This window comes from Cupriavidus sp. SK-3, from assembly GCF_000611145.1.
In the GTDB taxonomy this organism is placed as follows: domain Bacteria; phylum Pseudomonadota; class Gammaproteobacteria; order Burkholderiales; family Burkholderiaceae; genus Cupriavidus.
In genome coordinates, this window is the sequence record NZ_JFJV02000236.1 from 1 (window position 1) to 26,172 (window position 26,172).

At 65.9% G+C, this 26,172-nt stretch carries 26 protein-coding genes and 1 pseudogene; 13 read left to right on the forward strand and 14 right to left on the reverse strand.

Annotated elements, in window-relative coordinates:
* Positions 1–777: 777 nt before the first annotated feature.
* Positions 778–1,086 (forward strand): annotated as a pseudogene (locus CF70_RS24585) (substrate-binding domain-containing protein); the annotation flags it as partial.
* Between the two features lie 62 nt (positions 1,087–1,148).
* Here the strand turns inward: CF70_RS24585 and CF70_RS24590 are convergent.
* From CF70_RS24590 to CF70_RS24605, 4 genes are read right to left on the reverse strand one after another with little or no spacing between them, the layout of a single operon-like run.
* Positions 1,149–2,273, reverse strand: coding sequence for an NAD(P)/FAD-dependent oxidoreductase (locus CF70_RS24590; protein WP_035870818.1), 1,125 nt, complete (start codon positions 2,271–2,273; stop codon positions 1,149–1,151).
* Between the two features lie 51 nt (positions 2,274–2,324).
* Positions 2,325–3,299 carry a Bug family tripartite tricarboxylate transporter substrate binding protein gene (locus CF70_RS24595; protein WP_035870820.1) on the reverse strand — a complete coding sequence of 325 codons (975 nt, stop codon included), beginning with the start codon at positions 3,297–3,299 and terminating at the stop codon, positions 2,325–2,327.
* Between the two features lie 51 nt (positions 3,300–3,350).
* Entirely contained in the window at positions 3,351–4,067 is a 717-nt protein-coding gene (locus tag CF70_RS24600) for an RraA family protein (protein ID WP_035870821.1), read from the reverse strand.
* Positions 4,068–4,110: 43 nt separating this feature from the next.
* Positions 4,111–5,175, reverse strand: a complete 1,065-nt coding sequence (locus CF70_RS24605; RefSeq protein ID WP_235185193.1) for a hydroxyacid dehydrogenase — start codon at positions 5,173–5,175, stop codon at positions 4,111–4,113.
* A gap of 108 nt (positions 5,176–5,283) precedes the next feature.
* Here CF70_RS24605 and CF70_RS24610 point away from each other — a divergent pair, with 108 nt between their 5' ends.
* The 4 genes from CF70_RS24610 (at position 5,284) to CF70_RS24625 (ending at position 8,464) form a co-directional block, all read left to right on the forward strand.
* Positions 5,284–6,186, forward strand: coding sequence for a LysR family transcriptional regulator (locus tag CF70_RS24610; RefSeq protein WP_035870823.1), 903 nt, complete (start codon positions 5,284–5,286; stop codon positions 6,184–6,186).
* A 26-nt stretch (positions 6,187–6,212) separates the two neighbouring features.
* Complete coding sequence (locus CF70_RS33955) at positions 6,213–7,169, forward strand: helix-turn-helix domain-containing protein (RefSeq protein WP_051648911.1); 957 nt, start codon at positions 6,213–6,215, stop codon at positions 7,167–7,169.
* 95 nt (positions 7,170–7,264) lie between these two features.
* The gene (locus CF70_RS24620) at positions 7,265–7,609 is read left to right on the forward strand and encodes a VOC family protein (protein WP_035870825.1); all 345 of its coding nucleotides are present in this window, start codon (positions 7,265–7,267) and stop codon (positions 7,607–7,609) included.
* A 258-nt stretch (positions 7,610–7,867) separates the two neighbouring features.
* Entirely contained in the window at positions 7,868–8,464 is a 597-nt protein-coding gene (locus tag CF70_RS24625) for a hypothetical protein (protein ID WP_051648913.1), read from the forward strand.
* An 82-nt stretch (positions 8,465–8,546) separates the two neighbouring features.
* Here CF70_RS24625 and CF70_RS24630 read toward each other — a convergent pair whose 3' ends face one another.
* Positions 8,547–9,317, reverse strand: a complete 771-nt coding sequence (locus CF70_RS24630) for an SDR family NAD(P)-dependent oxidoreductase (protein WP_035870828.1) — start codon at positions 9,315–9,317, stop codon at positions 8,547–8,549.
* A 503-nt stretch (positions 9,318–9,820) separates the two neighbouring features.
* The gene (locus CF70_RS24635; RefSeq protein ID WP_035870830.1) at positions 9,821–10,012 is read right to left on the reverse strand and encodes a hypothetical protein; all 192 of its coding nucleotides are present in this window, start codon (positions 10,010–10,012) and stop codon (positions 9,821–9,823) included.
* Between the two features lie 644 nt (positions 10,013–10,656).
* Between CF70_RS24635 and CF70_RS24645 the strand changes: the two genes are divergently transcribed.
* Positions 10,657–11,121: a GDP-mannose mannosyl hydrolase gene (locus CF70_RS24645; RefSeq protein WP_035870834.1), complete on the forward strand. Its 465-nt coding sequence runs from the start codon at positions 10,657–10,659 to the stop codon at positions 11,119–11,121.
* A gap of 36 nt (positions 11,122–11,157) precedes the next feature.
* Here the strand turns inward: CF70_RS24645 and CF70_RS24650 are convergent, their stop codons facing one another.
* A complete protein-coding gene (locus tag CF70_RS24650; RefSeq protein WP_035870837.1) occupies positions 11,158–12,018 on the reverse strand; it encodes a transglutaminase-like domain-containing protein in 861 nt (286 codons plus the stop codon).
* A 146-nt stretch (positions 12,019–12,164) separates the two neighbouring features.
* On the opposite strand from CF70_RS24650, the gene CF70_RS36245 reads away from it, so the two are divergent.
* Entirely contained in the window at positions 12,165–12,347 is a 183-nt protein-coding gene (locus CF70_RS36245; protein WP_152561908.1) for a hypothetical protein, read from the forward strand.
* A 105-nt stretch (positions 12,348–12,452) separates the two neighbouring features.
* Here the strand turns inward: CF70_RS36245 and CF70_RS24655 are convergent, their stop codons facing one another.
* Entirely contained in the window at positions 12,453–13,157 is a 705-nt protein-coding gene (locus tag CF70_RS24655; protein WP_035870839.1) for a response regulator, read from the reverse strand.
* 507 nt (positions 13,158–13,664) lie between these two features.
* Here CF70_RS24655 and CF70_RS36740 point away from each other — a divergent pair.
* The 3 genes from CF70_RS36740 (at position 13,665) to CF70_RS33960 (ending at position 15,465) form a co-directional block, all read left to right on the forward strand.
* Positions 13,665–13,811, forward strand: coding sequence for a hypothetical protein (locus CF70_RS36740; protein WP_160172289.1), 147 nt, complete (start codon positions 13,665–13,667; stop codon positions 13,809–13,811).
* A 200-nt stretch (positions 13,812–14,011) separates the two neighbouring features.
* Complete coding sequence (locus tag CF70_RS24660) at positions 14,012–14,650, forward strand: response regulator transcription factor (RefSeq protein ID WP_035870841.1); 639 nt, start codon at positions 14,012–14,014, stop codon at positions 14,648–14,650.
* Between the two features lie 65 nt (positions 14,651–14,715).
* Positions 14,716–15,465, forward strand: coding sequence for an Hpt domain-containing protein (locus CF70_RS33960; RefSeq protein WP_160172290.1), 750 nt, complete (start codon positions 14,716–14,718; stop codon positions 15,463–15,465).
* Positions 15,466–15,534: 69 nt separating this feature from the next.
* Here the strand turns inward: CF70_RS33960 and CF70_RS24670 are convergent, their stop codons facing one another.
* The gene (locus tag CF70_RS24670) at positions 15,535–18,927 is read right to left on the reverse strand and encodes a response regulator (RefSeq protein ID WP_081862335.1); all 3,393 of its coding nucleotides are present in this window, start codon (positions 18,925–18,927) and stop codon (positions 15,535–15,537) included.
* 434 nt (positions 18,928–19,361) lie between these two features.
* On the opposite strand from CF70_RS24670, the gene CF70_RS24675 reads away from it, so the two are divergent.
* The 3 genes from CF70_RS24675 (at position 19,362) to CF70_RS24685 (ending at position 22,504) form a co-directional block, all read left to right on the forward strand.
* Positions 19,362–20,093 carry a glutathione peroxidase gene (locus CF70_RS24675; protein ID WP_035870843.1) on the forward strand — a complete coding sequence of 244 codons (732 nt, stop codon included), beginning with the start codon at positions 19,362–19,364 and terminating at the stop codon, positions 20,091–20,093.
* A 148-nt stretch (positions 20,094–20,241) separates the two neighbouring features.
* Positions 20,242–21,678, forward strand: coding sequence for a dihydrolipoyl dehydrogenase (locus CF70_RS24680; protein ID WP_051648919.1), 1,437 nt, complete (start codon positions 20,242–20,244; stop codon positions 21,676–21,678).
* A 529-nt stretch (positions 21,679–22,207) separates the two neighbouring features.
* Positions 22,208–22,504 carry a YciI family protein gene (locus CF70_RS24685; RefSeq protein ID WP_035870883.1) on the forward strand — a complete coding sequence of 99 codons (297 nt, stop codon included), beginning with the start codon at positions 22,208–22,210 and terminating at the stop codon, positions 22,502–22,504.
* Between the two features lie 39 nt (positions 22,505–22,543).
* Here the strand turns inward: CF70_RS24685 and CF70_RS24690 are convergent, their stop codons facing one another.
* From CF70_RS24690 to folE, 5 genes are all read right to left on the reverse strand, one after another.
* Complete coding sequence (locus CF70_RS24690; RefSeq protein WP_035870845.1) at positions 22,544–23,077, reverse strand: hypothetical protein; 534 nt, start codon at positions 23,075–23,077, stop codon at positions 22,544–22,546.
* Between the two features lie 147 nt (positions 23,078–23,224).
* Complete coding sequence (locus tag CF70_RS24695) at positions 23,225–23,701, reverse strand: YbhB/YbcL family Raf kinase inhibitor-like protein (RefSeq protein WP_035870847.1); 477 nt, start codon at positions 23,699–23,701, stop codon at positions 23,225–23,227.
* Between the two features lie 163 nt (positions 23,702–23,864).
* The gene (locus tag CF70_RS24700; protein WP_035870849.1) at positions 23,865–24,668 is read right to left on the reverse strand and encodes a fumarylacetoacetate hydrolase family protein; all 804 of its coding nucleotides are present in this window, start codon (positions 24,666–24,668) and stop codon (positions 23,865–23,867) included.
* A gap of 99 nt (positions 24,669–24,767) precedes the next feature.
* Complete coding sequence (locus CF70_RS24705) at positions 24,768–25,211, reverse strand: BLUF domain-containing protein (RefSeq protein WP_035870851.1); 444 nt, start codon at positions 25,209–25,211, stop codon at positions 24,768–24,770.
* A gap of 47 nt (positions 25,212–25,258) precedes the next feature.
* Positions 25,259–25,984 (reverse strand): GTP cyclohydrolase I, encoded by a 726-nt coding sequence (folE, locus tag CF70_RS24710; RefSeq protein WP_035870885.1) that lies wholly within the window; start codon positions 25,982–25,984, stop codon positions 25,259–25,261.
* Positions 25,985–26,172: the final 188 nt, after the last annotated feature.

The following is a 26,172-nucleotide window of genomic DNA, read 5'->3' on the forward strand; positions in this document are numbered from 1 at the left end:
GGTACACCTTGACGGCTCGCTTCGCATCGCCTGGTGGGCTCGCTTCGCATCGCGCTGGGGTGGCCCGCCCTGGGGGCGCTCCACACGGCTGCACCCAGCCGTGATCTGGCGCCATCAGCTGGGATCGGGCCTCCAGGTTGCCACGATGCGCCCCCTTGTGCCTCGCCGTGAACCTCGCTGGATAGCACTGGGTTTGAACTATAGGACACCTCGCGGCAGGCTGAGCCATGGCAGGCGCGGGGGACGGACGCCGCCGGCGCGCGTGTCAATAAAAAAGCCAGGCGACGGGCCTGGCTCGGAGTCCAACGGTATCCATGCGCAGCGCCGTAGCGCTCTCGCGATGCAGCGCTCGAAGGCGGTATCGAATTCCCGGTCCTTGCTCCGCAAGCGCCCCGAGCCTCGATGGTAGACGTGGTACGAATCGGCGGAAGATTTTTGCGCAGGTACCTCTCCCTCGTCAGTCCGCTGCATGGCGCGGATCTCCATCATCCCGATAATGACGGTAAAGCCCTTGGAAATGGCCATGGCACCTCCGGGAGAACGCCCGATGACGTTCAAATTGCAAGGCGGGAGAGGGGGGATCCGGGCGGCTGTCCGACGCAGCCGTCTTATTGAGTCAAGCATGTGCCATACCCGCATGCGGAGCAAGCTCATCATGTTATCTGGCACACATATGGGGTCCGGCGTCTTGCCGGATCAGAAGGCCGTAATCAGCGATCCCTTGAACTCGGTCTCGATAAACCTGCGTACCTCATCGGACTGGTAGGCCTTCACCACGGCAGGGTGCCCTGCGTGGTCAGCGACAACATGGTGATGCGGCTGGCGGTGGATCACCTCCTTGCGCTGGGCCATCGCCGTATCGGCCATATCGCCGGTCCGGATTCGTTGTCCACCGGGCACCAGCGAAAGCTGGGCTTTGCGCTCACGCCGCCGCTCACCACGATCCGCATCGCGGTGCACGAAATGGGGGCGAAGGCTGCCACCTTGCTGCTGGCGCGCATCGAAGGCGCAGGCGCGGAGGCGGCCAGCGTGGTGCTGTGCCCGGAGCTGATCGTGCGCGGGTCGACGGCACCGCCGGCGGCTTGACCGCCGTCAGTCAGGTCTATTCGCCCGGCGGCGCCATGGCAACCTGCCAGCGTGGCGGGCAATCAGGGCATCAGTGCGGCCACCCGTTGCCCGACGTAACCACCGATGGCCAGCGATGCGCTCAGCCCCGGCGACTCGATGCCAAACAGGTTGAGCAGGCCCGGAATGCCATGCTCGCGCTCGTCTTGCACGATGAAGTCGGTGGCGCTGTTGTGCATTGACGACCCCGGGCCGGCCAGGCGGGGGCGGATGCCCGTGTAGCCGGGTTGCAGGTCGCCATCGCGCAGGCCGGGGTAGTAGCGGCGCACGGCGTGGTAGAAGGCGGCTTCGCGCGAGGCGTCGAAGCGGTAGTCCACGCCGTCGCGCCAGTCCAGGTCCGGGCCGAATTTGCACTGCCCGCCCAGGTCCAGCGTTACGTGCGCGCGCAGCGCGCCTGCGCGGCCGGTGGGATAGACCAGGCGCTGGAAGGGCGATGGGCGGCCCAGCGTGAAGTAGTGGCCGATGGCGTGATAGAGCGGCGGGACCTTGTCGGCCGGCATGCCCGCGATGGCCGTTGCCACTCGCTGCGCGCCAAGGCCAGCCGCGTTGATGACGGTGCCGCACAGCAACTCCGTTGGTTCGGTGCCGCCCACCTTCAGAACGATGCCGTCCGGGGTTGGCTGTCCTGCCAGCACCGGACTACTCAGTGCCAGCGCAGCGCCATGGCGTTCTGCGTCGCCCAGGTAGGCCAGCATCAGGCCGTGGCTGTCGACGATGCCGGTCGACGGTGACAGCAAGGCCCCCGCGCAAGCCACTTCCGGCTCCAGGGCGCGCGCCTCAGCGGCGCCGATGATGCGCAGGTCGGTGACACCCTGGGCCGTGCCTAGCTCCACGTACTTGTGCAGTTCGGGAAGGTCGGCTTCCTGTACCGCGACGATCAGCTTGCCAATGCGCCGGTGGCCGATCCCGCGCTCGGCGCAGTAGTCGTACAGCGCCGCCTTGCCCGCCACGCAAAGCCTGCCCTTGAGCGAGCCCGGCGCATACGAGATGCCCGCATGAATGACTTCCGAATTGCGCGCGCTGGTGTGGGTGCCGAAGGCGTTCTCCGCCTCCAGGATGACCACCTCGCGGCCGGCGGCGGACAAGGTGCGGGCGATGGCGAGTCCTACCACGCCAGCGCCGATGACGGCGCAGTCAACGCTTTCCATTTTGCAGAAACTCCGGTTGAAGAAGGTTGGGCTTGCTTTCCGTCTGGCGTCTCAGGTCAGCCTGATCTGCGCTTCGCGGATCAGCGCGCCCCATTTGGCGTGCTCGGCACGGATGTGCGCGCCGAACTGCGCCGCGGTCTGCGGCGTGGGCACGCTGCCTTCCTGCGCCAGCTTCTGTTGCACGTCCGGGCGCGCCAGCACCTTGATGGTCGCCGCGCCCAGCCGCTCGGTGACATTGGCGGGCAAGCCGGCGGGGCCCACCAGGCCCAGCCACGTGGTGGCCTCGAAGCCTGCGAATCCTTGTTCGGCCACCGTCGGCACTGCGGGCAGGGAGGGCAGGCGCTTCGCCGACGTCACAGCCAGCGCGCGGATCTTGCCGGCCGACAACTGCGGCATCACGGAAACGGTGTTGCCAAAGTAAGCGTCCACCTGGCCGCCGAGCAGGTCGGTCATGGCCGGGCCGGCGCCCTTGTACGGCACCTGCAGCACACGCACGCCGGCGCGCCGCGCCAGCATCTCGCCGGCCAGGTGGCCCACGGTGCCGTTGCCGGCCTGGGCGATGCCCATATCGCCGTTGCGCGCCCTGGCCGCCTTGACGAAGTCGGCCAGCGTGCGCAGCGGCGAGTCCTGGCGCACCACCAGCACCACGGGCTGCTCCGCCACGCCGGCGACCGGCGTGAAATCCTTCAGGGGATCGAACGGCATCTTCGGGTACAGCGCCGGGTTGATCGCCAGGTTGGCGGCCTGGCCCATGCCAATGGTGTAGCCGTCCGGTGCCGACTTGGCCACCGTGTCCAGGCCGATATTGCCGCCCGCGCCGGGCTTGTTGTCCACCACCAGCGTCCAGTGGTCTGTCAGGGTCAGCTTCTCGGCGACCAGCCGCGAGGTGGTATCGGTGCCGCCGCCGGGCGGGAACGGCACCACCAGCCGGATGGGTTTCTGCGGCCATGCGCCTTGCGCGCGGGCGATGCCGGCGGCGGCCAGTGTCATGGCGGCGGTGGCCTGGAGGAAATGACGTCGTTGCATGTTTTGTCTCCTGTTTTTCCTGGCACCCGCGCGGGCGGTGCCGCGCCGGATTCAGACCGGCAGTCCCTTGGCGCGCAGTGTCGCGTCGAACCGTTCGGGGTCCGAGGTGCCGGCGGCGTTGTCCGCGCGAATCCGCGCCTCCTTCTGCAGGTGGGCGCGGGTGCGCTGCAGGATCCCGGCGGCCTCCGCGGCGGGCACGGCGATCACGCCGTCCGCGTCGCCCACGATCAGGTCGCCCGGCAGCACGGCCATGCCCGCGCACGAGACGGGCACGTTGATCTCGCCGGGGCCGTCCTTGCTCGGGCCGCGGTGGGTGTTGCCGCGCGCAAAGATCGGCATGCCGTCTTCCGCCCATTCGAGTACGTCGCGCACCGCGCCATCGATTACCAGCCCGCCGAGCTGTCTGGCCAGGCAGGTGGTGCGCATCAGGCCGCCGACCAGCGCCTGCGTGACGTCGCCTCCGCCGTCGATCACCAGCACATCGCCGGGGCGGACCATCATCAGCGCCTTATGGATCATCAGGTTGTCGCCGGGGCGCACGCGCACGGTGACGGCCGGCCCGCACAGTACGGTGTCCGGCCGGCTGTGATAGGGGCGCAGGCCGATGGTGCCGATATTGCGGCTCATGGCATCGCCGATCGCCGCCACCGGCATTTCGCGGAAGGCGGCGACGATATCCGGCGCGGGGCCGGCGGCACAGGGGTTGATGCGGTAGCCCGCGGGCCATGCCTTGTTGCCGGCTTCGGTGCTGCTGGCTTCGTTGCTCATCCAGGTCTCCTTGGTGTCTTGCTGTCGGTTTGGGGGTGCGCTGTCACGCGCTGAGGGCATCCGGGGCGCCGCCCAGCACCTGCGGATTGACGCAGGCGGTGGCCGCGGGCGGGGTGCCCTGCAGGAAGCCGAGCACATTGCGCGCGGCGCCGCTTGCCATCGCGGCCAGGGCGGCGGGCGTGGAGCCGCCCACATGGGGCGTGAGGACGATGTTGTCCAGGCCGCGCAACGGGCTGTCGGCGGGCAGGGGCTCGACCGCCATGGTGTCCAGTCCGGCCGCGTAGAGCTGGCCGCTTTGCAGCGCCTGCACCAGCGCCGGCTCGTCGACCACTTCGCCGCGCGCCGTATTGAGCAGGATGGCGCCGTGCCGCATGCGCGCGAACTGCGGCGCGCCGATCATGTTGCGGGTGTGGCTGTTCAGCGGAACGTGCAGGCTCAGCACGTCGCTGGCTTCGAGGAGCGCATCGAGCGTGCCGGCAAGCGCCACGCCCTTCATGGGGCTGGCGTGCCCGGCCAGGGCCGGGTCGAAGGCAAGCACCGGCATGCCGAGCGCCAGGCATACGCTGGCGACCCGTTGCGCGACCTGCCCGAAGCCGACCAGGCCCAGCGTGCGGCCATGCAGTTCGATGCCGTCCTGCGCGCGCGACCACCGGCCGGCCTGGATCTCCCGGTCCATCCACGCCACGCGCCGCGCCGCCGCGAACATCAGGCCGAGCGTGAGTTCGGCCACCGACCGGGCATTGGCGCCGGGCGTGACGTAGACGGGAATGCCGCGCGCGGTCGCGGCTTCCACGTCGATGTTGCTGACGCCTACGCCGTGCTTGGAGATCACCTTCAGCGTGGGGCATGCCGCGATGGCGGCACCGCTCAGTGCGACGGTGCGGGAGATGACGGCATCGACGGGTTCGGTGGCGAGGATGCGCGCCACCTCGCCAGCGTCATCCGCATTGGCAAGATAGAGAATCCGCGAACCGGCCGCTTGCAGCAGGCGGGCGCCGGCCGGGGCCAGGCGAGGAGCGGTGACGAGAACGGTATATGGCATGGAGACGGTCAGCTGGCGTTGGACAATCGGCGTGCGGCCGATGCGGTGCTGAATTCTTGCCCTCACGACATATTCCGTCCAGCTTATAATTTTTGGAAATCGTTAAATATTGGTAATCAATCAAGGCTGCCCCCGGCAGCGCACTCCACAGACACCAAGCACTCCAGACACTCCATGGACCTCCGCGATCTCAAGTACTTCCTTGCCGTGGCCAGCGCGGGTAACTTCCGGCGCGCGGCAGAACTGGTGCACCGCAGCCAGCCGACGCTCACCAAGGCCATCGACCGGCTGGAGGCGTCGCTCGGCGCCGGGTTGTTCGAGCGCGATGGCAGGGGACAGAAGCTCAGCGCGGCCGGTATCGCGCTGCGGGCGCGCGCAACCTTGCTGCTGCAGGAAGCCGACCTGTTGCGCGACGAGGTAAGCGCCATCGCGCGCGGGGTAGCCGGCACGGTACGGCTGGGCAGCGGCCCGCTTGGGGCGGAATACCTGCTGCCCCGCATCTGCAGCATGCTGCTTGGGCAGGCCGCCGACGTGATGCTGCAGCTCACGATCCGCAACAACTACGAACTACGCGACGAACTGCGCGAGGGGCGTCTGGACGTTGTGCTGGGCTTCGTGCCGGAAGAGGAGGAGGAATTCCGCTGCGAGACGCTGCTCAAGGACACCGTGGTCGTCGCGGCAGCGAAGGGCCATCCGATCCTCAAGACGCGGCGCGTCACGCTGGAGTCGCTCGCGGCTTGCCAATGGGCCCTGCCCAACCGCGCGGTGGCAAGCCGGACCTGGCTGGACCATGCCTTCGAGTCGCGCGACCTGCCCCGGCCCGTGGCGCAGATCGAGACCAATTCGATCCCGCTGATTCCCCGCGTGGTGGCGGACACAGAATTGCTGACCTTCGTCTCGCGGCGCACCTTGCGCGCAAGCGGCGGACAACTGCAAGAGGTGCCCCTGGCGGCGGCCACGCTGGTGCGCAATTTTGGTGTGACGTATCGCAAGGACGTGCCGCTATCGCCGGTGGCGGATCGCCTGATCGGCTTGCTGCATGACCATGGGAGCAGCTTGTTCAACAAGGTGGATTAGAACGGCGGCGTGAGCGCGGGAGGAAAATGGGACATACTGCGGCTTCCGCCCGGCTGCGCTATCCGGAGCATTATTTCCCGCGCATCGCGCATCGCGGCGAGCGATGTCCGATGCGCGGCTGGAATCCCGAGGGAGAGGTTGTGAGCGATCAGCCCTTGTCGTCCTGGCAGTACATGCCGGGCCCGCCCCTTGCGCGTTTGCGCTCCTGGGGTTGCACGCTGTCCGGCTTCAGCGAAGACCTGGGGCGAACCGTGCGGCGCGTGGAAGTGGTGAGTCCGCGCATCAAAGTGGTGATCGGCTTCGGCGCCGGCTACCTGCTTGGCGCGGGAAAGAACCAGCGCCGCCACCAGGCGTTCGTCGTCGGCAACCCAGCCGGGCCCACTACGGTGGAGCACGATGACGCGCAGTCCTGCGTCGAAGTCGAGTTGCCGCCCTGGGCGGCTTACAGCCTGTTTGACGGGGCGTCGGATGTCCTTGCCGGCGGAGTTGTCGATCTCGCGGACATCTGGGGCAGCGAGGCGGGCCTGCTGGCCGAGGCGCTGCATGGGGCGCCCGCATGGGAACGGCGTTTCGAGATCGTCGAGCAGCTCCTGGCGCGGCGCCTGGTGGCGCCCCGCAGGGCCGTGCCCGCGGCGCTTCGCTGGGCATGGGAAGAACTCGCGCGCGAGCAAGGGAGCGTCCCGGTCCGGCAACTGTGCGACAGGATCGGATGGAGCGGACGACACTTCGCGGCTTGCTTCAAGGGGCACCTGGGCGTGGGTCCGAAGGCCGCGGCGCGGCGCATTCGTTTTGGCAGCGCCCACGGCTTGATGTCCTTGGCTCCGGGCATGGCGCTTAGCCAGGTTGCCGCGGCATGCGGCTATAGCGACCAGAGTCATTTCACCAGGGAGTTCCAGGCGTTTGCCGGATGCTCGCCGGCCGCCTATGCGCAGGCCGGGTTCCCGGATGCCCCGGGAAAGCCCGCATCATTGCTGGAAGCATAGATAGCCCATGCGGACGCAGGTCATTTTTATTCAAGACTGCATCCGCCGCCAGGCCAGATACTCCGGATTCAACTTCAGCGATCAAGGAGTGCAATATGACTGGCAGCGTGTCTTATCTTGAGATCGGCGGGCAGAATGCCCGCGTCTCGCAGGACTTTTTTCGCCAATTATTCGATTGGCCCTTCCAGCCCACCGAGCTTGCCGGTGAAGGCTGGTTTCAGGCACCGTCGATCCGCGTCGGCTTGCATGGCAATGATCCGGAGCCACAGGTGCTGGTCTTTTTCCGGGTGACGGACATGCTTGCCGCTGTGTCCAGGGTGAAAGCCCTGGGCGGTCACGCCGATGACGCCGGGCCCGGTGAACCCGGGTTCGGTCTGTTCCGCATGTGCCGCGATCCGCAAGGGGTGAAATTCGGCTTGCACCAGTCCGTGGCCGCGTAGGCGCGCGCGGCTGGCACACCTGGATTTTCATGCGGCGCAGCTACGGGACCGGAACGTCAGGTGCCGGCTGCTGTTTGCCGCCCGCTCGCGCTTGCGCGGCGCTGAACCACGGCCCCGGCCGACGCCTCGCTCTGGAAAAATGGCGGCAGCATTCGATATCCCGGCTGCCGGGCTGTTCATTCTTTTGGCTGAGGGGCGTGCATACATCCACCTCCTATAATCCCCTGGCGCAATCGCCGCGGAAATGCCAGACGAAGTATGTGGTTCAACCATCAGACGTTCTACACAGCCTATGAGCAGGCGTTCGCGCCGCTGTCCGCGCCGAAGCTGTCGGGCCTGGACAGGCTCCTCGGTTTCGTGCAACTCGATCCGGACGTCGCGGACGTTCGCTGGGTCGCCTACATGCTGGCAACCGTGAAGCACGAGTGCGCGGATAGCTGGCAGCCCATCACGGAGTTCGGAAAGGATTCGTATTTTCTCCAGTACGAGCGTCCGCCGAAGGCCGGACCACTTGGAAATACGCAGGCCGGCGACGGATTGCGGTTCAAGGGCCGCGGTTACGTGCAAATCACCGGGCGCGGAAACTACGGAAAGCTGAGCAAGCGTCTGGGACTGGGCACTTCGCTCGTCGACGACCCGGAGCGGGTCCTGGATCCTCTGACTGCCTATCGGATCATGTCCATCGGGATGCGCGAAGGTGTATTCACCGGGAAAACGCTATCCGCCTACCTCGCGGGCGATAAGACGGACTACGTGAACGCGCGGCGGATCATCAACAGGCTCGATCAGGCCGACAAGATCGCCGGCTATGCGGAGCGCTTGCAGGATTGCCTGGAGGGAGCGCTTCAGAGTTGACACGAGTTAAGGCCGGCAAGGCTTGGCGGTATCGGCAGGAAGCGGGCGCGCCGTCCGGCGTCCCCCGATACCTCTTCTTCCCTCAGAACAGGGTATAGCCACCATCGATGACCAGTGTATCGCCCGTGTGATAGCGGGATGCCGCGCTCATAAGATAGATGGCGATTCCGCCGAAGTCGGCCGGCTCCCCCCAGCGGCGCATCGGCACGCGCTTGCTCACCATTTCCTGGAACGCCGGATCCGCCTGCCCCCTGGCGGTCATGTCGGTGGCGATCCAGCCCGGCAGTATGGAATGCGCGCGGATGCCGTGGCGCGCGTACTCCACGGCCAGCGCACGCATCATCGATATCAGCCCGCCCTTGGTGGCGGCATAGTGCTGGTTGCGCGCGGCCCCTTCGATGGCCGCCACCGACGCGGTGCCAACCAGCACGCCGCCGTCGCCTTGCTCCAGCATGTGCCGCGCGGCGGCGCGCAGTGTAAAGAAGGCCCCGTCGAGGTTGACCCGCAGCACGCGATGCCAGTCTTCCGTGCCGAGCGTCTCGAAGCGGCCGCCACGTGCGCCGATTCCCGCGTTGGCAAAGCAGCCGTCTACGCGGCCCAGGGTCGCGACCGTTTCGGCGAAGGCGGCTTGCACTGCGGCCTCGTCGCCCACATCGCAAACTGCCGTGTGCACCCTGCGGCCGTACGCGGCCAGGCGCGCGGCCGCGTCGGCATTCTTCCGGGCGTTGGTGCCCCAGATCGAGATATCGGCACCGGACGCCGCCATGGCCTCGGCCATGCCGAGTCCGATTCCACTATTGCCGCCCGTGACGAGGGCAACCTTTCCGGTCAGGTCAAAAGCTGTGTAGGTCACGACGCTTCCTTAGCCAGGATCAGGGTTCCTCCCTGCGGCGATCCGGCAGGGAACCTGCAGCAGTGTCGCGAGCGCGGTGCGCCCGTGCGTCGTCCAAAGAGACGAATCTGCGCGCCGGGCGCCTTTCCACGGCTTTACCGACATCAAGGGCTGGCGGCCGCACGCATGGCAGCAATAAAAAAAGCCATTCCGAAGAATGGCTTCTTACACCCCGCGACATCCACACCGCGTAGATCCTGCCCCGTTGGCTCTCTGGCCGGTGTAGGCATGCTGGATCACGCTGCGAAGATCGGCAAACAAGTCGTTCCAGGCGGCAATACCGCTTATGGTCCAGTTGTCAGATCTATTAACTTATGCACTGCGACTTGTCACGCGACGGATCATACGTATTCCTGCCGATACAACGTATGGAGAATAGCCCCTGTTTTTCCTCTCTGTTCTCGGGCTCGTCCTTGCTCGCTTGTGCCTTGCCTTCTCCGGGGCAGCGTGCCAGGTGCATGGCATTAGCCAAAGATGCGCGTGTCGGCCGCTACGTCGTCCCGCTTTGGCAGGCGCTCGCGGAGTAGTCGTTCCAGGTTGCAGATGCGGTGATCGACGCGGGTTTGTTTCCGGGCACGCCGGATGGCGAGTGCTGTACAGAGCACGGCGGCAAAGGTGCAGCATAGCGCGGCGAGCTGTGGCAGATTGTCTTGCATAGGAATACTCGGGCTTCTGTGGGCGCCATGGCGCTGTCGGGTGCGGGCAGCGCCAACATGCGGCGTGGCGGAGCCCGCCGCTACGGGAATAACGGCGGCGGCACGCAAATTTTTAGTTCGGTGGCGGCGCATCTCCGGGTCTATTTTGCCTATGATTTTTCCATGAGCGTTGTGCAGGCCATGTATCCGGCGCGGCCACAAAGCCGTGCGCACGCGGGTGTGGCGTCGCTTCGCGGCAACGAGCCCGCGGCCGCCGGCTTGCGCCGCCGCCCCCGATAGCCAGCTTGCAGGCCGCGCGGGCAAGGCCATTGCCGTCCTCAGTGACATCGCCGCAGCAATGCCTGGTGCGCTAGCCCACGTTCTATTCGCGCGGCCGCAGGTAGGCTCCATACGTCGCGGGCAGGTCTGACCCACCTGTTCGCGCTTTGCGCCTCGCCTATCCCCCGGTGGGCGAGGCGTCTTTCTGCACCGGCAGCGTCGCGCCGACAGCTTTCGCGCTTGTTCCGCGGCGGAACGGCATGTTCCCGCGGCCCTGCCCGCCACCCATGCCGGCACTGTTCTTTTCCCGGGGATCCGTGCCTGCCTCCGCCTGAATGAAGCAACGCGGGGCAGGATGTTGCCTGTCGATTTCGGAGCCGATCCCAATGCTCGTCGGAAAGGATTTCTTCTTCGTGGTGCGCCATGCACCGCTGGTCTCGATCGACCTGCTCGTCACCGATGCGCACGGCCGTGTGCTGCTTGGCCGGCGCCGTAACCGGCCGGCGCAAGGTGTGTGGTTCGTGCCGGGCGGGCGCATCCGCAAGGACGAAGGCCTGGACGCCGCCTTCCGCCGCATCGTGGCGGACGAACTGGGCATCGCCGGGGCCAGGCGTGGCGATGCAGTCCCGCGCGGCGTGTTCGAACATCACTATGCGGACAACTTTGCCGGCGAACCCGGCGTTACCACGCACTATGTGGTGCTTGCCTATGCCTGGACCCTGCCGGGCGGCGAGCCGGACGGGAAGCCGCCAGGGCAGCCCGATCAGCACAGCGCATACTGCTGGATGGCACCGGCCGAGATGCTCGCCCGCGACGATGTGCACGAATATACCAAGGCCTATTTCCGCTGACAGGCCCGGCAAGCGGCGTGGCCGGGAAGAACCGTCCTACCAGGTACAGATGCCCCAGTCCGTGAAAAGCGGCATCTCCAGTCCGAGCGCCGCATCGGTCACCGCATGGACCTGCACGAAGGGCCGCTCGGATTCCACCTTGCCGAAAATCGCCGCGAAAGGAATCTCCCCCGCGTCCCGGCCCGTGCCGATGCGCAGCAGGCCGGTGGGAATGGACGTGCCGGAGGGATCGGCCAGGTACCATCTTCCCGACAGGAAGACTTCGACAAAGGCATGGAAATCCGGCGGCCCGAGAGCGGGATCGGCGCCGTAGTCCAGGCTGCTGGAAATGCGCGCGGGAATGCTCAGGGCCCGGCAGATCGCAATCATCAGGTGCGCAAAGTCCCGGCACACACCGGTGCGTTCGACAATCGTATCCACGGCCGAGGTGCGCTCGTTGGTGGACGTTGACAGGAAGCGCACGTGGTTGCGCACCCATTCCCGGATCGCGACGATACGGGTGTATCCCCACGGAATGGCGCCGAACTCCCGCAGGGCAAATTCCATCAGCCGGTCGGATTCGCAGTATCGGCTCGGCGCCAGGTAGGGCAGCACCTCGAACGGCAGTTGCGCGACCGGGACCTCCGACAAGGTCGATGGCTCGTCGAGGCGGTGGTCGATATCGACCACGGCTTCATAGTGAATGGCCAGATGTCCCTTCGGCGCGCGCAGGCGGATCAGCCGGTTGCATAGCAACGGGTCGTTGTAGTGGTCCATGCGCAGCACGGGCGGTAGCGTCAGGCGCTCGGAAACGACCGTCTGGCGGGCGGTACGGGCGGCTTCGATGTTGAAGAGGAAGTCCGCCTCGGCATCCAGGACTTCGTAGGACAGGTCGACCGAGTATCGAAGACGGTTCATTTGATGCCCCTCCCTTTTTCCCCGCGCAGCACAACCGGCGCTTGGCTTGAAGAATAGTTTGTGACAAGTTCAACGGATCGCCACTTCCTGCCGTTAAGCGGTGTATCGTGCCCGACCATGGTCACCGGCACTCAGGGGAAAGTCCAGTGAATCCGTTGAAAGCGCTTTGGTGGTGTCCGCTGTCCTTGCTGAGCACCATCACGGTGCCGTCTCCCGAGCCGGGGTTCGAGATGCATGCGGCGGCGGCCGCGTCGGCGGAGCCGAAGGACCGGTTGGACCGGAACCGCGGTGCCGACGGTGGCGCGGTGCTTCGCGTCCCGGCGAACTAGCCCAGGCATCGCGTTCGCCACCGGGCAGGGCTTCGAGGCGTTCGTGCGCGTCTGGAGACGGGGTATCGGCGGGCCGGCGGCGCTCGCCTGCATCATCGCGCGCCGTTATTCCCGGGTTGTGGCGTTCAGGTGGCGCGCGTGGTGCTGCCCGAGCAGGCCGATGGAAGCGGCGTAGTTATAGAGTTCCAGGTCGCCACGTAACCCGAGCCGGCGCATGGCCGACATTTTTTGCGTACTGATGGTCTTGATGCTGCGCCCGAGGCTGACCGCGATCTGGCTCACGGACATGCCGGACAGGTAGAGCCGGATCACCTCGACCTCGCGCGGGCTGAGCGGCCCGAACCGGGCTCGCAGGTCAGCGGGCGGGCCGATGCTGTCCAGCCGCCGCTGTATCGCCGGCGACAGGTAGCGCACGCCAGCGAGCAGGTGTGCCAGCGCCTTCGGGATATGGGATGCGTCGTCGAGCTTGCTGACCACGGACAAGTGGTCGAAGCTGACCAGCTCGCTGAGCTGCTCGGGGTTGTGCAGCATGGTGAATACCAGGATCGCCAGCTCCGGGTAGCGGCGGCGCAGGAACTCGATCATGTGCAGGCCATCGCCATGGGTGCCGCCCGGCATCGCATAGTCGGTCAGCAGGATCTCGCAGGGCTGCCGGCTGAGCAACGCGAGGATTTCGGTGGAGTTCCGGGCAATGCCGGCGATTTCGACGCTTTCAAACTGCGCGAGCAAGCCGCGCAGGCCCACCAGCATGACGGGATGATCGTCGGCGATGACGATGCGGGATTTGGAGAGCGAGACGTCGGCCGGCATGGGCTCATATCCATGAGAACGTCGGGCGGGATGGCTTGCATCGCGCGAGCCGTTCCAGCTGCGCGGGTGGCTCCGGCGCCCCGGTTGCGCAAAGTGGGCTGATATCACTCATGGCTTGCTTCCGTGTTCTCCCGCCCAGGCCGCGTTACGCCAAGGGCAGTGCGGCTGACGGTGGTCAATGGCGGCGCGGCGCGCCGGCGAAAGTACTGTTTTGTGACTGCAGACTGTATCGCCGACGGCACAGTGCTGGTTTGCGAAATTTCCGCATTTTGCGTCCCGCCATGTCAGTGATCCATGTCATTGGTCCCTTTCAGGCGTGCCGCTGCGGAATATGCCGTGGCGGTCAGCCTCGGGCGATGGTCAAGGGGGTAGTGGGGAAATTGTGTCTTTTGCGGAATCTTCAGCAGCTTGATTCGGAGCATTCGGCGGTCCGGGCAAGATCCGGGTTTCGTGCCGACCACGCAAAAGCGGGACCGGGCTCCGGGTTGCTCGTAGAGAAGAGGGGGCGTGACCAAGGAAAGCAGAACCTATTTCGACGAAGGACTCAGCGCGGAAGTACCCGGCGAGATCCTTTATGGCATCGCGGTCTGTCCTGCGTCCAGCGCAGGATTCTCACTTCTTGAACGCAATTCACGATCCACTTTTTATCAGTGAACGTCCAGCCTGAGCCCTGGCTGTGAAGGCGCGGTTCGAGGTTGCGGGAGCCTTTCTTTAGGAAATTTCCGATAGCTTGCTCGGAAATTTCTGGCTGGCTGTGGCGTAAATTCGCCACATAATCCGCGCTCCACCTTTTGATTATCGGTGTGTCCCGGCGCAGGTGAGTTCCTTGTTGGCTTTTTTTGGGGAGAATGCGAGTGGCAACTATCTTGGTCGTCGACGATCACCCGGCACTCCGCCTGGTGATCAAGGCCCAGTTGTCGCAAGTGCTGGGGGTCAGCCATATTCTGGAAGCGGACAATGGCCAGGCTGCAATCGAAGCCGCCAGGCAGTTCCAGCCGGATCTCGCCGTCCTGGACCTGGATATTCCCCGGATCAGCGGCCTTGACGTGATTCCGCGCCTGAAGCTGATTTACCCGCCGATCCGTATCCTGGTGATTTCCGGGCAAGACCAGACCACGTTCGCCCCTCGGGTGAGGCACGCTGGTGCCCAGGGCTTCGTCAGCAAGATGCAGGACATGAAGGAAATCGTGCGCTGCGTCGAAGCGGTGATGGCGGGCTATACGGTGTTTCCGGAGATGCGCTACGAGCGCGAACTGCCGAAGGTTGCACAGCTGGCGGACGAAGAGCGGCTCGCTCGGCTGTCGGACAAGGAAATCGTCATCCTGCAGTTGCTGGCCAGGGGCTTTTCCAATAAAGCAATAGGCGAACTGCTATTTCTCAGCAACAAGACGGTGAGCAGCCACAAGACCCGCATCATGGGCAAACTGCAGGTCAGCTCGCTGGTGGACCTGGTCGATTTCGCCCGGCGATATCGCCTCACACCGATGCAATGACGTCAGCTTGTGGCCGCTTGCTGACAGTGGCTCAACAAAATGCAAATGTTCCGGAAGGTAATTTCATGATCCGTGCGCTATTACTCAGCACTACCGAGAGTGGCGTGCAAGCGTTGCAAATCAGCGGGCTCGCGACCGTGCTCGCGGGCCTGGGGTTTTCCGTCGAACAGAGGGATGCGGCCAGGCCGGATGCCGGTCCCGCACAAACCGAACGTATCCGGCTGGCGCTTGTCTGGCTTGCGCATGACCATGAGGGCGAACCGGCTCGCAGTGACTTCGGCCTGTCGCCGGATAGCCTGCTGTTTGCGGTGGTGCCGGCCGATGCCGGCAAGCGCGTAACCCATGCGGCCCACGGCGCGGCCTTCGATGCCACGCTCACCGCGCCGGTCAATGCCAGTTCACTGGCGCGCGCGCTGGCTGAACACGGGTTTGTTGCGGTGTCGCCGGACGAATGTGCGGCCGTCGGCGCCTTGCTCGATACCCTGGCCGGCGGCGACGCGGATATCGTCAGGGATCTGGTGGACAGCCTGGTCGACACCAACCGCCTCGATCTCGCCATGATGCGCGCCGCGCTGACGGACGGCGCATGGCAGCGGTTCGACAGTGGTGCGCATCGGATCAAAGGCTCGGCCCGGATTCTGGAGTGCGCGGCGCTGGTGACACTATGTGGACGGCTGGAAGCCGTTGCGCAGTTCGGTGATCTGGCTACGGCGCAGGCGTTGTTGCCGATTCTCGCCGCGACCGTGGAGCATCTTGAGGCTTCGCTGACGGCAATGCGGCCGCCGCCCCAGGGCGGCGTGAGGGTTTGGGGGTAGGGGTTGGAGTCAACTTCGACTTCAACCCCTACCCCAACTTCAACTTCAAGATGCGCTTCCGGCGCGCAATCAGGCCGGTGTGGCATCGCCTTGCGCGGCACCATGGCTTGCGTGCAGATGGCGGCGCAGGGCGCGTTCCAGTGCGGCCAGCCCCATTGGCTTGACCAGTACCTCGCTCATTCCCGCCGCCAGCGCTTGCTGGTGATCTTCGCTCTGGGCACTGGCGGTGCATCCGATGATCGGTATCTTGCCCGGGGAGTCCTTGCGCGCGCGAATTGCACGGGCCAGGCTGAAGCCGTCCATCACCGGCATCATGCAGTCGCAGATGATCAGGTCTGGCGGGTGGCGCAACAGGGCTTCCAGGGCGCGGGCGCCGTTTTCCGCCGTATCTACCGCAATGCCTAGCCGCTCCAGCTGACGCTCCAGCAACAGCCGGTTAGGCGCATGGTCATCCACGATCAGCACGCGTATGCCGGCGGGGAACACGGAGATGTCGGGCGTGCCGGCAATCGAAGCGCTTTCCTGGGGCGGGGATGCCGAAACTTCGAGGTTCAGGCGCACCACCACCTTCGTGCCGAGGCCCGGCTCGCTCTCAAGCGAGATCTCGCCTCCCATCCCTCGCACCAGGTTTTGCGCGATCGAGAGGCCCAGGCCGGTGCCGCCGGTATTCGCGCGCTCGGGCGATTCCACCTGGGAGAAGGGGCGGAACAGTTTGCCGATTGCTCCGGGGGGAATGCCGATGCCGGTATCCTGGATGACGATGTGGAGCGCTTGCCAGGCGTCTCGCACAGTGGATCCGTCCAGCCGGATATCCACGCCGCCCTGCTCGGTAAAGCGGATGCTGTTGGAGACAAAGTTGCTGATGACCTGCTTGATGCGCAGGATATCCACCTTGTGCGCTTGCGCCACCGTATCGCCAACGCTGATGCTCAGGGACAGGCCTTTCTGCGAGGCTACCGGCCCGAACATCCGGGCGAGTTCGTGCAGGGCCTGGCGCAGACTGCCGGCGCGCGGCTGCAGCGTGAACTTGCCGGCCTCCATCTTGGAGAGGTCCAGGATGTCATCCAGCAGCGACAGCAGCGACGTGGCCGCGCCGTGCGCGGCGCCCAGCTGCTCCCGATCCGCGTGCGAGGCTTGCTGGCGCGCCAGCACCAACTCCAGCATCCCCAGGATGGCGTTCATGGGGGTGCGTATCTCGTGGCTGATCGAGGCGAGGAAGGTGGACTTGGCGCGGTTGGCCGCTTCGGCGCGGTTCTTGGCCGCGGCCAGTTCGGCCAGCATCTGCTGGCGCTCCGTCACATCGATCCACCCACCGACGATGCCGGCCGTGCCGCCATTGGCGCGGCGCAGCGGCACGACCCAGCTGATGACGCTGCGCTGCTCGTTGCCAATGGTCAGGCGCCGGTCGGCGCTGAACGGCAGGCCGGTCCGCAGTACGTCCCGGTAGACGTCCATCAGCTCGTCGTGGCGGATGTCGGGACTGATGGCGGCGGTGGCGAACGCCAGCTCCGTGCCGGCCAGCGCGCGCCGCGTCGTGCCAAGCACCGCTTCGTAAGCGGTATTGCAGGTGATCATGCGCAACTGGCTGTCGCGCAGGTAGATCGGCTGCGGAATCCCGTCGAGCACCGCGGTCTGGAATGCCACCTGGTCCTGCAAGGCGTGTTCGGCCGCGGTGCGTTGCGTCACCTGGCGCCGCAGCGAGGTCACCCACGCCAGAAAGAGCAGGCTGACCAGCAGCAGGGCAGCCGCGGCGCCCATCAGCCACGGCAGGAACTGGCGCCAGGCACGGGGCGAAGGCCTGACTTCCGTCCAGTGCGCGCGCATGGCGCCGAGATCGTGGGGGGGAATGCTCAGGATGGCCTTGTTGATGATGCCGAGCAATTCAGGATGCCGGTTGCTGACGCCCAAACCGACTTCCAGCGGAACCCCGCCAGTCGCGGCTGCGACCTTGAGGCGGCCAGCGTAGGTCTGCCTGAGCATTTGGCCGGCCATGAAGGCGTTGGCGATGGTGGCATCGGCACGGCCGGTGGCGACCATGCGGAATGCCTCCTCGTAGGAGTCGGTCTCGCGCTGGCTCACCGCATAGCGGGTGTGTACGAGGTCTTGGATACCATTGAACGGCGGCCCCGCAATGATCTTGTTGGCGAGGTCGGGCAGGCTCTTGATGCTGTCGTCACCGGCGCGGGTGACGACGACCCAGTTGCCGGAGAAGTAGGGCGCGCTAACCGAGAGACGGGCGGAGCTGGACTGAGGCTGGTTTACCGGCAGGATCGGCACGATGTCCAGGGTGCCATTCTCGATGGCGGTGGCAATGTCCGTGCCGCTGGCTGGCCAGTAAGGCACGAAGCGTAGCCCGGTGCGTTGCGCGATCAGTTGCAGCAGCTGTTCGGTGAGCCCGCCGAGGCGCCCCCTGGCTTCGGCAAACTGGAAGGGGACGAAGTCGCGCGACACCAGGTAGCGCACCTCCGGGTGGCCGGCAATCCAGGCGCGTTCGGCGCCGGAGAGATTGAGCTTGTCGGTGATATCGAACTCGAGCGAGCTGGCGATCCAGGCGGTTTCGATCTCGCGCTTGAGCGAGGCGGGCATGGCCGCCAGCGTCCGGTCGACGATCCGGCCCAGCGAGGGATCCGCCACGGCGAACGTGACGCCCGCTTGCGCCATTGGCGCGAAGTTGCGCGCGGTGAGTTCGTCGTACCGGTATTGCTCGACGAGATAGCCTGCGGCGGTAGCGTTGGTGACCACCACGAAGTCGGCATCGCGGGAGAGCTGGTCGAGCGCGCCCAGCAGGTTCTCGAAGGGTTGCAGCGGCGCGCCCGGGTAGGCCCGGTGAAGCGCGGCGGGCGAGACTTCGCCCGCCAGGTAGCCAATGGTGCGGTTGGCCTGGTTACGCGCCTTGTCCCTGCGAGACACCACTTCGATCAGGCGATGGTCATGGTACGGCGCGGTACGCAGGCCGGCGCCGGGGTCGTCCAGCGACGTGGTGATCAGGTCGACGGCGCCGTTGGCCAGCTGGCTGCGCGCCAGTTCGTGCGAGGGATAGCGAAGGATTTGCGCCGGTATGCCAAGCCGCGCGACCAGCACGGCGAGGTAATCCGCGGAGATCCCGCGGTAGTCCCCTTTCAGGTCGACGAGGTCGAAAGGCGGCAGGTAGTTGCCCACCACGGCTACCCGCAGGAGCTTGTGCTTGCGGCGCCATTCGGCCAGCTCCGCATCGTCGCCACGCCCTGCACCGGCTTGACCGGTGGGGGCGCCCGTACTGGGCGCATAGGACGAAGCCAGCCGCAGCTGGGGGCTCGGTTGCGGCGCGCGTGGCGGCTCGGCCGGCAGGGCAGCCAGCGCCGGCAAGCCGTGGCAAAGCGACAGCAATAGCACAAACAGCTGGCGGTGCCACCAGCGGGCGGGCACGCGCCGGATCCGGGTAGCCGAGCGGTCCGCCGGGTTCGGGGAGGTGCAGATGCACATATGGGAGTTCTCACGGAGGGGGGGTGAGCCGCAGCCTGCCGGTCCGCCGATGCGAGCGTTCGCTGCCTTGGGAGACGGCACGCGCCACAATGCGCGCGCATGCGGGATGCCTTGCCCGAATGTAAGCGTCGTGATGGCAGGCAACGTTGGGAAACGTCTGAAAAGACCTGTGGGAATTTCCGAATCCGCGCCAGCCGCGACCGCAGCATCTTTGTTCCCGGCTGCCATGGGCCGGATTAGCGCATTTAAGTGATCCTTAAATCTCATCCTAAAGAATGCGTGGAGTCTCTTGGGGCGAAGTTATCCATGCTCGATAGCAAAAGACAATGATTGTGTTTGTAATGATGAATTGTACAAATCACGTTGCGACGCGGAAAATCGGGTCTTCGCTGCAACACGCGGCCATCCACCCCCAGTCATCCAGGAGCTCATCCATGCTGCAATCCCGTGAAGGTCAACGCGTTCCCAATGTCACGTTCCGCGTCCGCGAGAACAATGAATGGAAGACCGTGACCACGGCCGACCTGTTCGAAGGCAAGACCGTCGCGCTGTTCTCGCTGCCCGGCGCATTCACCCCGACCTGCTCGTCCACACACCTGCCGCGCTACAACGAACTGGCGCCGGTGTTTGCCAAGCATGGCGTGGACGCGATCCTGTGCGTCTCGGTCAATGACACCTTTGTGATGAACGAATGGGCCAAGGACCAGGAATCGGAAAACATCGTGATGATTCCCGACGGCAACGGCGAATTCACCGAAGGCATGGGCATGCTGGTCGACAAGACCGACCTGGGCTTCGGCAAGCGCAGCTGGCGCTATTCGATGCTGGTCAAGGATGGCGTGGTCGACAAGATGTTCATCGAGCCGGAAGAGCCGGGCGACCCGTTCAAGGTATCGGACGCGGACACCATGCTCAACTACATCGCCCCGAATGCCAGGAAGCCCGACCAGGTAGTCGTGTTCTCCAAGGTTGGCTGCTCCTTCTGCGCCAAGGCCAAGCAGATGCTGTCGGACAACGGCTTCGACTACATCGACGTGCCGCTGGAGAACAAGATCCGCGGCAAGGTGCTGGGCGCGGTGTCCGGCAACATGACCGCGCCGCAGATCTTCATCAACGGCAAGCTGATTGGTGGGGCCGAAGCGCTTGAGACCTACCTCGTCCGCTAAGCCTGTCCAGACGCAATAACCGCTTCACCGCCGCAAGGCGCGGCGCCGGCATGGCCGGCAGCCGCGTCCCAGTCGGCGGACCGGATGGCAGTGCCGCGCGGTGCCATCCGGTCCGCTGATTGAAGCCGACTTCACCAGGAAACCCGACATGACCGCCACGCAGACCACGCAGACTACGCAGAAGCAGCAGACCGTTCAAACCATTCAGACCGACGTCGCCGTGATCGGCGCCGGCACCGCCGGCCTGGCTGCCTATCGCGCCGCCAGGGCGGCCGGCAAGCGCGCCGTCATCATCGAAGGCGGCCCTTATGGCACCACCTGCGCCCGCGTGGGTTGCATGCCTTCCAAGCTGCTGATCGCCGCGGCCGAGGCCGCCCACGAACTGCGTCACACGGCGCCCTTCGGCGTGCATGTGGATGGCGAGATCCGCATCGACGGGCGCGAAGTCATGGCCAGGGTCAAGCGCGAGCGCGACCGCTTTGTCGGTTTCGTGGTGCGCGGCGTGGATGGCATCCCCGCCGAGGACAAGCTGAGCGGCTATGCCCGCTTTATCGACAACACGGTGCTGCAGGTCGGCGAGCACACCACGGTGCGCGCCAGCCGCGTAGTGATCGCCACCGGCTCCAGCCCCATGGTTCCGCCGCCCTTCAAGGCGTTCGGCGATCGGCTGGTGGTCAACGACGATGTGTTCGCCTGGGACGACCTGCCGCGCCGCGTGGCCGTGTTCGGGCCTGGCGTGATCGGGCTCGAACTTGGCCAGGCGCTGTCCCGCCTGGGCGTGCAGGTGCGCGTGTTCGGCCTGCGCGGCGGCGTGGGGCCGCTGACAGACCCGGCCATCAAGGCCAATGCCGTTGCCACCTTCCGCGAGGAGTTCTACCTTGACCCGGACGCGAAGCTTGGCGAGATGCGGCGCGAGGGCGACGAAGCCGTGATCTCCTTCACGGACCTCGCGGGGAACACGGTGACCGAACGCTTCGACTACGTGCTTGCCGCCACCGGCCGCCAACCCAATGTGCGTGGCCTGGGCCTGGAGCATACCGGGCTGGAACTGGATGCGCGCGGCGTGCCGGTATTCGATCCAGCCACCCTGCAATGCGGCACGGCGCCGATCTTTATCGCCGGCGACGCCAACGACATCCTGCCGCTGCTGCACGAAGCCGCCGACGAGGGCAAGGCTGCCGGCGAGAATGCGGCAGCTTACCCCGCGGTGCGTCCGCTGGCGCGCCGCGCGCCGATCGGCGTGGTGTTCAGCGATCCGCAGATCGCCATGGTGGGCCAGCGCTATGCCGACCTGGCGCCGGGCAGCTTCGTGGTAGGCGAGGTGAGCTTTGAAGACCAGGGGCGCAGCCGCGTGATGCTGAAGAACCGCGGCCTGATGCACGTCTATGCCGACAAGCAAAGCGGGCGCTTCCTTGGCGCGGAGTGGACCGGCCCGCGCGCCGAGAACATCGCGCATTTGCTGGCCTGGGCTTATCAGCAATCGCTCACTATCGAGCAGATGCTTGCCATGCCGTACTACCACCCGGTGGTGGAAGAGGGCCTGCGCACCGCGCTGCGCGACGCGGCGGCAAAGCTGGCTGGCTGAACCGTAGCCCGCACTCACTTCGGTGCGGCGACGCCCCGTGGGATACCTTGCGGTGCCCGGCGGGGCGCCGTTGTTGCCATGCCTTCGCTGCGCTACCCCTGGGGCCCTGTCCGGCGGCCTTGCCTCCGTTCCCCCATTGACTGCGAGACTTTTCCGAGGTGATCCGCGCCAGCCAATGGCCCGGCCCGGTCGGGGCCGCGTAGCTGCCCGTTTTGTGGGCAGTCCGATAGGGTCCGCGTGCCAGAGCCATTTGCGGCGCTTGTTGACAGTGTTATCCACATAAAGTGTGGATAACACTGCGAGGCCGGGGGAGGCGAGGCACAAAATCCGGGCGTTTTGTCAAGCCCGGATTGCGGGTTTCTCAAGTTTCACGGGAGCGCGCCGGCGATGGCCGCCGATGGCGCCCCTGTGGCTCGCGCGGCTTGCGCGAAAATCGGCGAAACTCTCCTCCGGGCCTGGCCGGCATGATGCCGGCGGTGTTTCAGGCCATCCCGCCCACCCCAAACGCCTCTTCAAGGACCACCACGCCATGCCATTCCTCATCGAAACCTGGGACAAGCCGCAGCACCAGCAAGTCCGGCAGGCAGCCCGAGCCGGGCACCTGGCCTTCCTGGACGCCCAAAAGGCGTTGCTACTGGCGTGCGGGGCCAAGCTTGACGATGACGGCAGCGATGCGGGCGGCGGTTTCTATATCGTGGATGTCGACACCCGCGATGCGGCGCAGCAATTCATCGATGCCGATCCGTTCACGCAGGCCGGGCTCTTTGCCGAGGTGCGCATTACCCGCTGGCGCAAGGCCTATCTGGCAGGGAAGTGCTGCCTCTGACAGTCAGGCCACCGCCGGACAAGTGGCGCGGGGCCGCGCTCAGCCACCCCCCGCCATCCCCGGGGAATCCGGCGCACGCCGTTCCAGGTTGGTGTAGGCATCGGCCGCGATCAGTCCGAACAGGACGTGCGCGAACACGCTTTCCCACCCTCGCGCTTCGTCGAACCAGTTGAAGTAGCGGCCCAGGACATAGAAGTTCACCAGGTAGGCAAGCAGTCCGAACAGCGCGCCGACCATGGTTGCCATGCCGATGCTGGAGTCAAAGCGGAACGACGCGATGATCATGGCCAGGATCGTGGCCAGCACCACCGACAAGGCGAAGTGAACCACGCCCGCGGCCAGCACGATGGTCCAGCTGAACGCATCCGCCGATGCCAGCGCCTCCCGGCCGAGCATGATGGCCGCCACCATCTTCACCGTGCCCCATGCCCCCTGGTACAGCACGAAGCGCGCCGTCAACAGCTCCAGCACGACATACAGGGTACCTGCGATCAGGCCGGCAATCGCGGCCGCGCGCCAGTCCGGCGCGCGGCGCGCGAAATGGTGCGACTGCATATGCAAATGGAGTTCCATGAGAGGCTCCCGTTCACAAGCGGCCTGAAAATCAGGCCCTTGTGATAGTTCTAGCCCATTGACGGGAAATACCAAGCCCGGGCGCGCGCGGCGAGTCGCGCCGGCGCGGCATCGCAATATGATGCGTCGAGCACCCCTTCACTGGTGTCAGGCGTGCTTCTGGTACGTTCCCACCAGTTCCACCTGCGCCAGCACATGGCCATGCATGGCTTTCTCAAGCGTGGCCTTGGAGGCCTTGCCCAGATCGGGCAGTACCACATCCAGCGCATATAGCTTGAAGAAGTAGCGATGCCGCCCGATTGGCGGGCAGGGGCCACCGTAGCCCGTGCGGTGCCAGTCGTTCGCGCCTTCGCGGGTGCCCGCGGGCAAGCCGGCCGGCGCAATGCCGCCGGGAAGGCCGGCGCTGGCGGGCGGGATGTTGTACAGCACCCAGTGCACCCAGGTCATCCGGGGCGCGGCCGGGTCGGGCGCATCCGGGTCATCCACGATCAGGGCAAGGCTCACCGCGCCAGGGGGGATACCCGTCCAGGCGAGCGGCGGCGAAGTATCGGCACCTTCACACGTGTGGATGGCGGGAATCCCGCCGCCGTGCGGGAAGGCTTCGGATGTCAGCGTGAGGGACATGGCGCTCTCCTTGCGGGCCGCATGGGGCCCGGCTTGCGGTACGCACAGCAGCACAACGGACAGAACGGCAGTGACGACAGTGCGTCTTCGCATTCTGGGCTCCTTCTCTCTAGCCGTCACCCGCTGGTGGCCAGGATCCATGCCGGACCGGGCCGAAGCTGCTTCAGGAGACGGCGCGCGGTGCGAGTTGCAGCGTCAGTTCCCCGCCGCCATAGGTGGCCCGGACAGTACGTGCGCCATCCGCGACGGATACGTCGAACGGACGGGTCAGGGTGCCGGTGGTGACCACGGTGCCCTTGCGCAGGGTGACGCCGCGCTCCGCGGCGTGCGCCAGCAAGGCTTGCAGCGCTTCGAGCGGATAAATGGCATCATCGCCGGCCAGCGGCAGCGCGCAACGCTCGCCGTCGAGCGCTACTTCGGCGCTATCGCGGACGTCTTCCACGCTGGCGGGGTCGATCTTCCCGCCCAGCACCAGCGCGTGGAAGCCCACGTTGTCGGCGGCAAAGGCCGGCATGCCGACCACGACGCGGTCTTCATACCGGGACAGGACCACTTCGACGGCGACCTGCGCGCTCTCGATGAGCCCGGCCAGGTCGGCCGGCGCGAGCTCGCCCGGCAAGGGGGGCACATCGCGCGCCAGCCGCACCGCGATCTCGAATTCGATGGTGACCACCGCGCCTGCCGGGACGGGTACGGTATCCCCTGCGGCAAAGCAGCGCGATGCGCCAACCTGGCCCACCAGCGGACGCGCCAGCTTTGCGCGCCGCATGGCATTGGCGCTGCCGACCCCCAGCTTCCATCCCACCAGCGGATCGCCCAGGGCCGCCATGAACTGGTCCTGCACGTCATATCCGCTGGCCAGCGTGGCCGGCTTGGCCTCGGCGGGCAGGTCGCGGAATTGCACGCCGCTGCGCAAGGCGTCGGTCAGCAGCGTCGCCGCGGCGCCGGGATTGAAGGTTGCGCTCACAAGTTCTCCTGGATTCTGGTGATGGATTCGATCGGGCAAAGCATGGGCGGCCGACCGCCCATGCAGCGGGGCCGACAGCTTAACCCGGCGCGGGCCGCTTCAGAAGCGATGGCGCTCCGAAGTGCGCCCCACGATCGACGCGCCCGCGATCAGCTCCTTGAGCAGCGCCTGCGATGCCAGGCCGCTGGTGCGGTACGGATCGAGTTCACCGTGGGCGGAGTACTTCAGGATGGTGGCCATATTGACCTTGCCGGTATTGACCAGTCCCATCGCCCAGCCCGCGAATTCGCGTTCGAGGATTTCCTCGTAGTGCAGCAGCACAATGTCTTCGTGGCGCGCGTCCCTGACGAGTTGCTGGTACAGGCGCGAGACTTCGTTGCGGCCGCCTTCCAGCGCCTGCATGAAGATACCGTTGCCGTAGCACAGCACCCCGGTGACGCCGTGCTTGGGGTTGTTTGCGATGCTGGTAGCGACAATGGCGTCTACCAGCCCGGGATCGGCCGGCTTGCATGCGCGGCTGGCATAGAGCAGGCGTACGAGCATGATGTCTCCACGGGATAGGCGGGGTTTGCGTGCAGGGGCCCGGCGGCTTAGTCGCGGTGCCGGTTCAGCAAGGTCAGGAACTCGCGGCGCAGGCTGTCGTCCTTGAGGAAGGAGCCGCGCATCACGCTGTTGGTCATCTTGGCATCGGTATCGCGCACGCCGCGCCAGTGCATGCAGAAATGCTCGGCTTCCATGACGATGGCCAGTCCGTCCGGGCTCATCTTTTCCTGCAGGAGGTCGGCCACCTGGGTCACGGCTTCTTCCTGGATCTGCGGGCGGCACATGATCCATTCGGCCAGGCGCGCGTACTTCGACAAGCCGATCAGGTTGGAATGCTGGTTGGGCATCACGCCCACCCACAGCTTGCCGATGATCGGGCACAGGTGATGCGAGCAGGCGCTGCGCACGCGCAAGGGGCCCACGATCATCAGTTCGTTGATCCGCTCGGCGTTCGGGAATTCGGTCACGTTGGGCGGGTTGACGTAGCGGCCCGCGAAGATTTCCTTGAGGTACATCTTGGCCACGCGGCGCGCGGTCTCGCGGGTGTTGTGGTCCTGGTCGATATCGATCACCAGGCTGCGCAGCACCGCCTCCATGCGCGACTGCACTTCATCGAGCAATTCATCCATCTCGCCGGGTTCGACGTAGGCGGAGATATTGTCGTTGGCGTGGAAGCGCTCCTGCGCGGCCTGCAAACGCGATCGTATGCGGGACGACACACTACCCGCCGCCTGGTCCAGGTCCGGGTGGGGTGCTTGGTGGTCGGATTCCATATCGTGCGGTTCGTGGCTGTCGTTGAGGGATCGTTGCAGGATTGGCGAATGGTCTGGCATGGCCAGGCAGGGAGGCTTCCTCGTGTCCCGGGTTACCCGGGACCTGCCATTCGCTTTTTCGCTACAACCATATCCTACGCCAGCACCGGCCAACCTGGGTGCATTGCACGCAACAGCGGGATGGATGC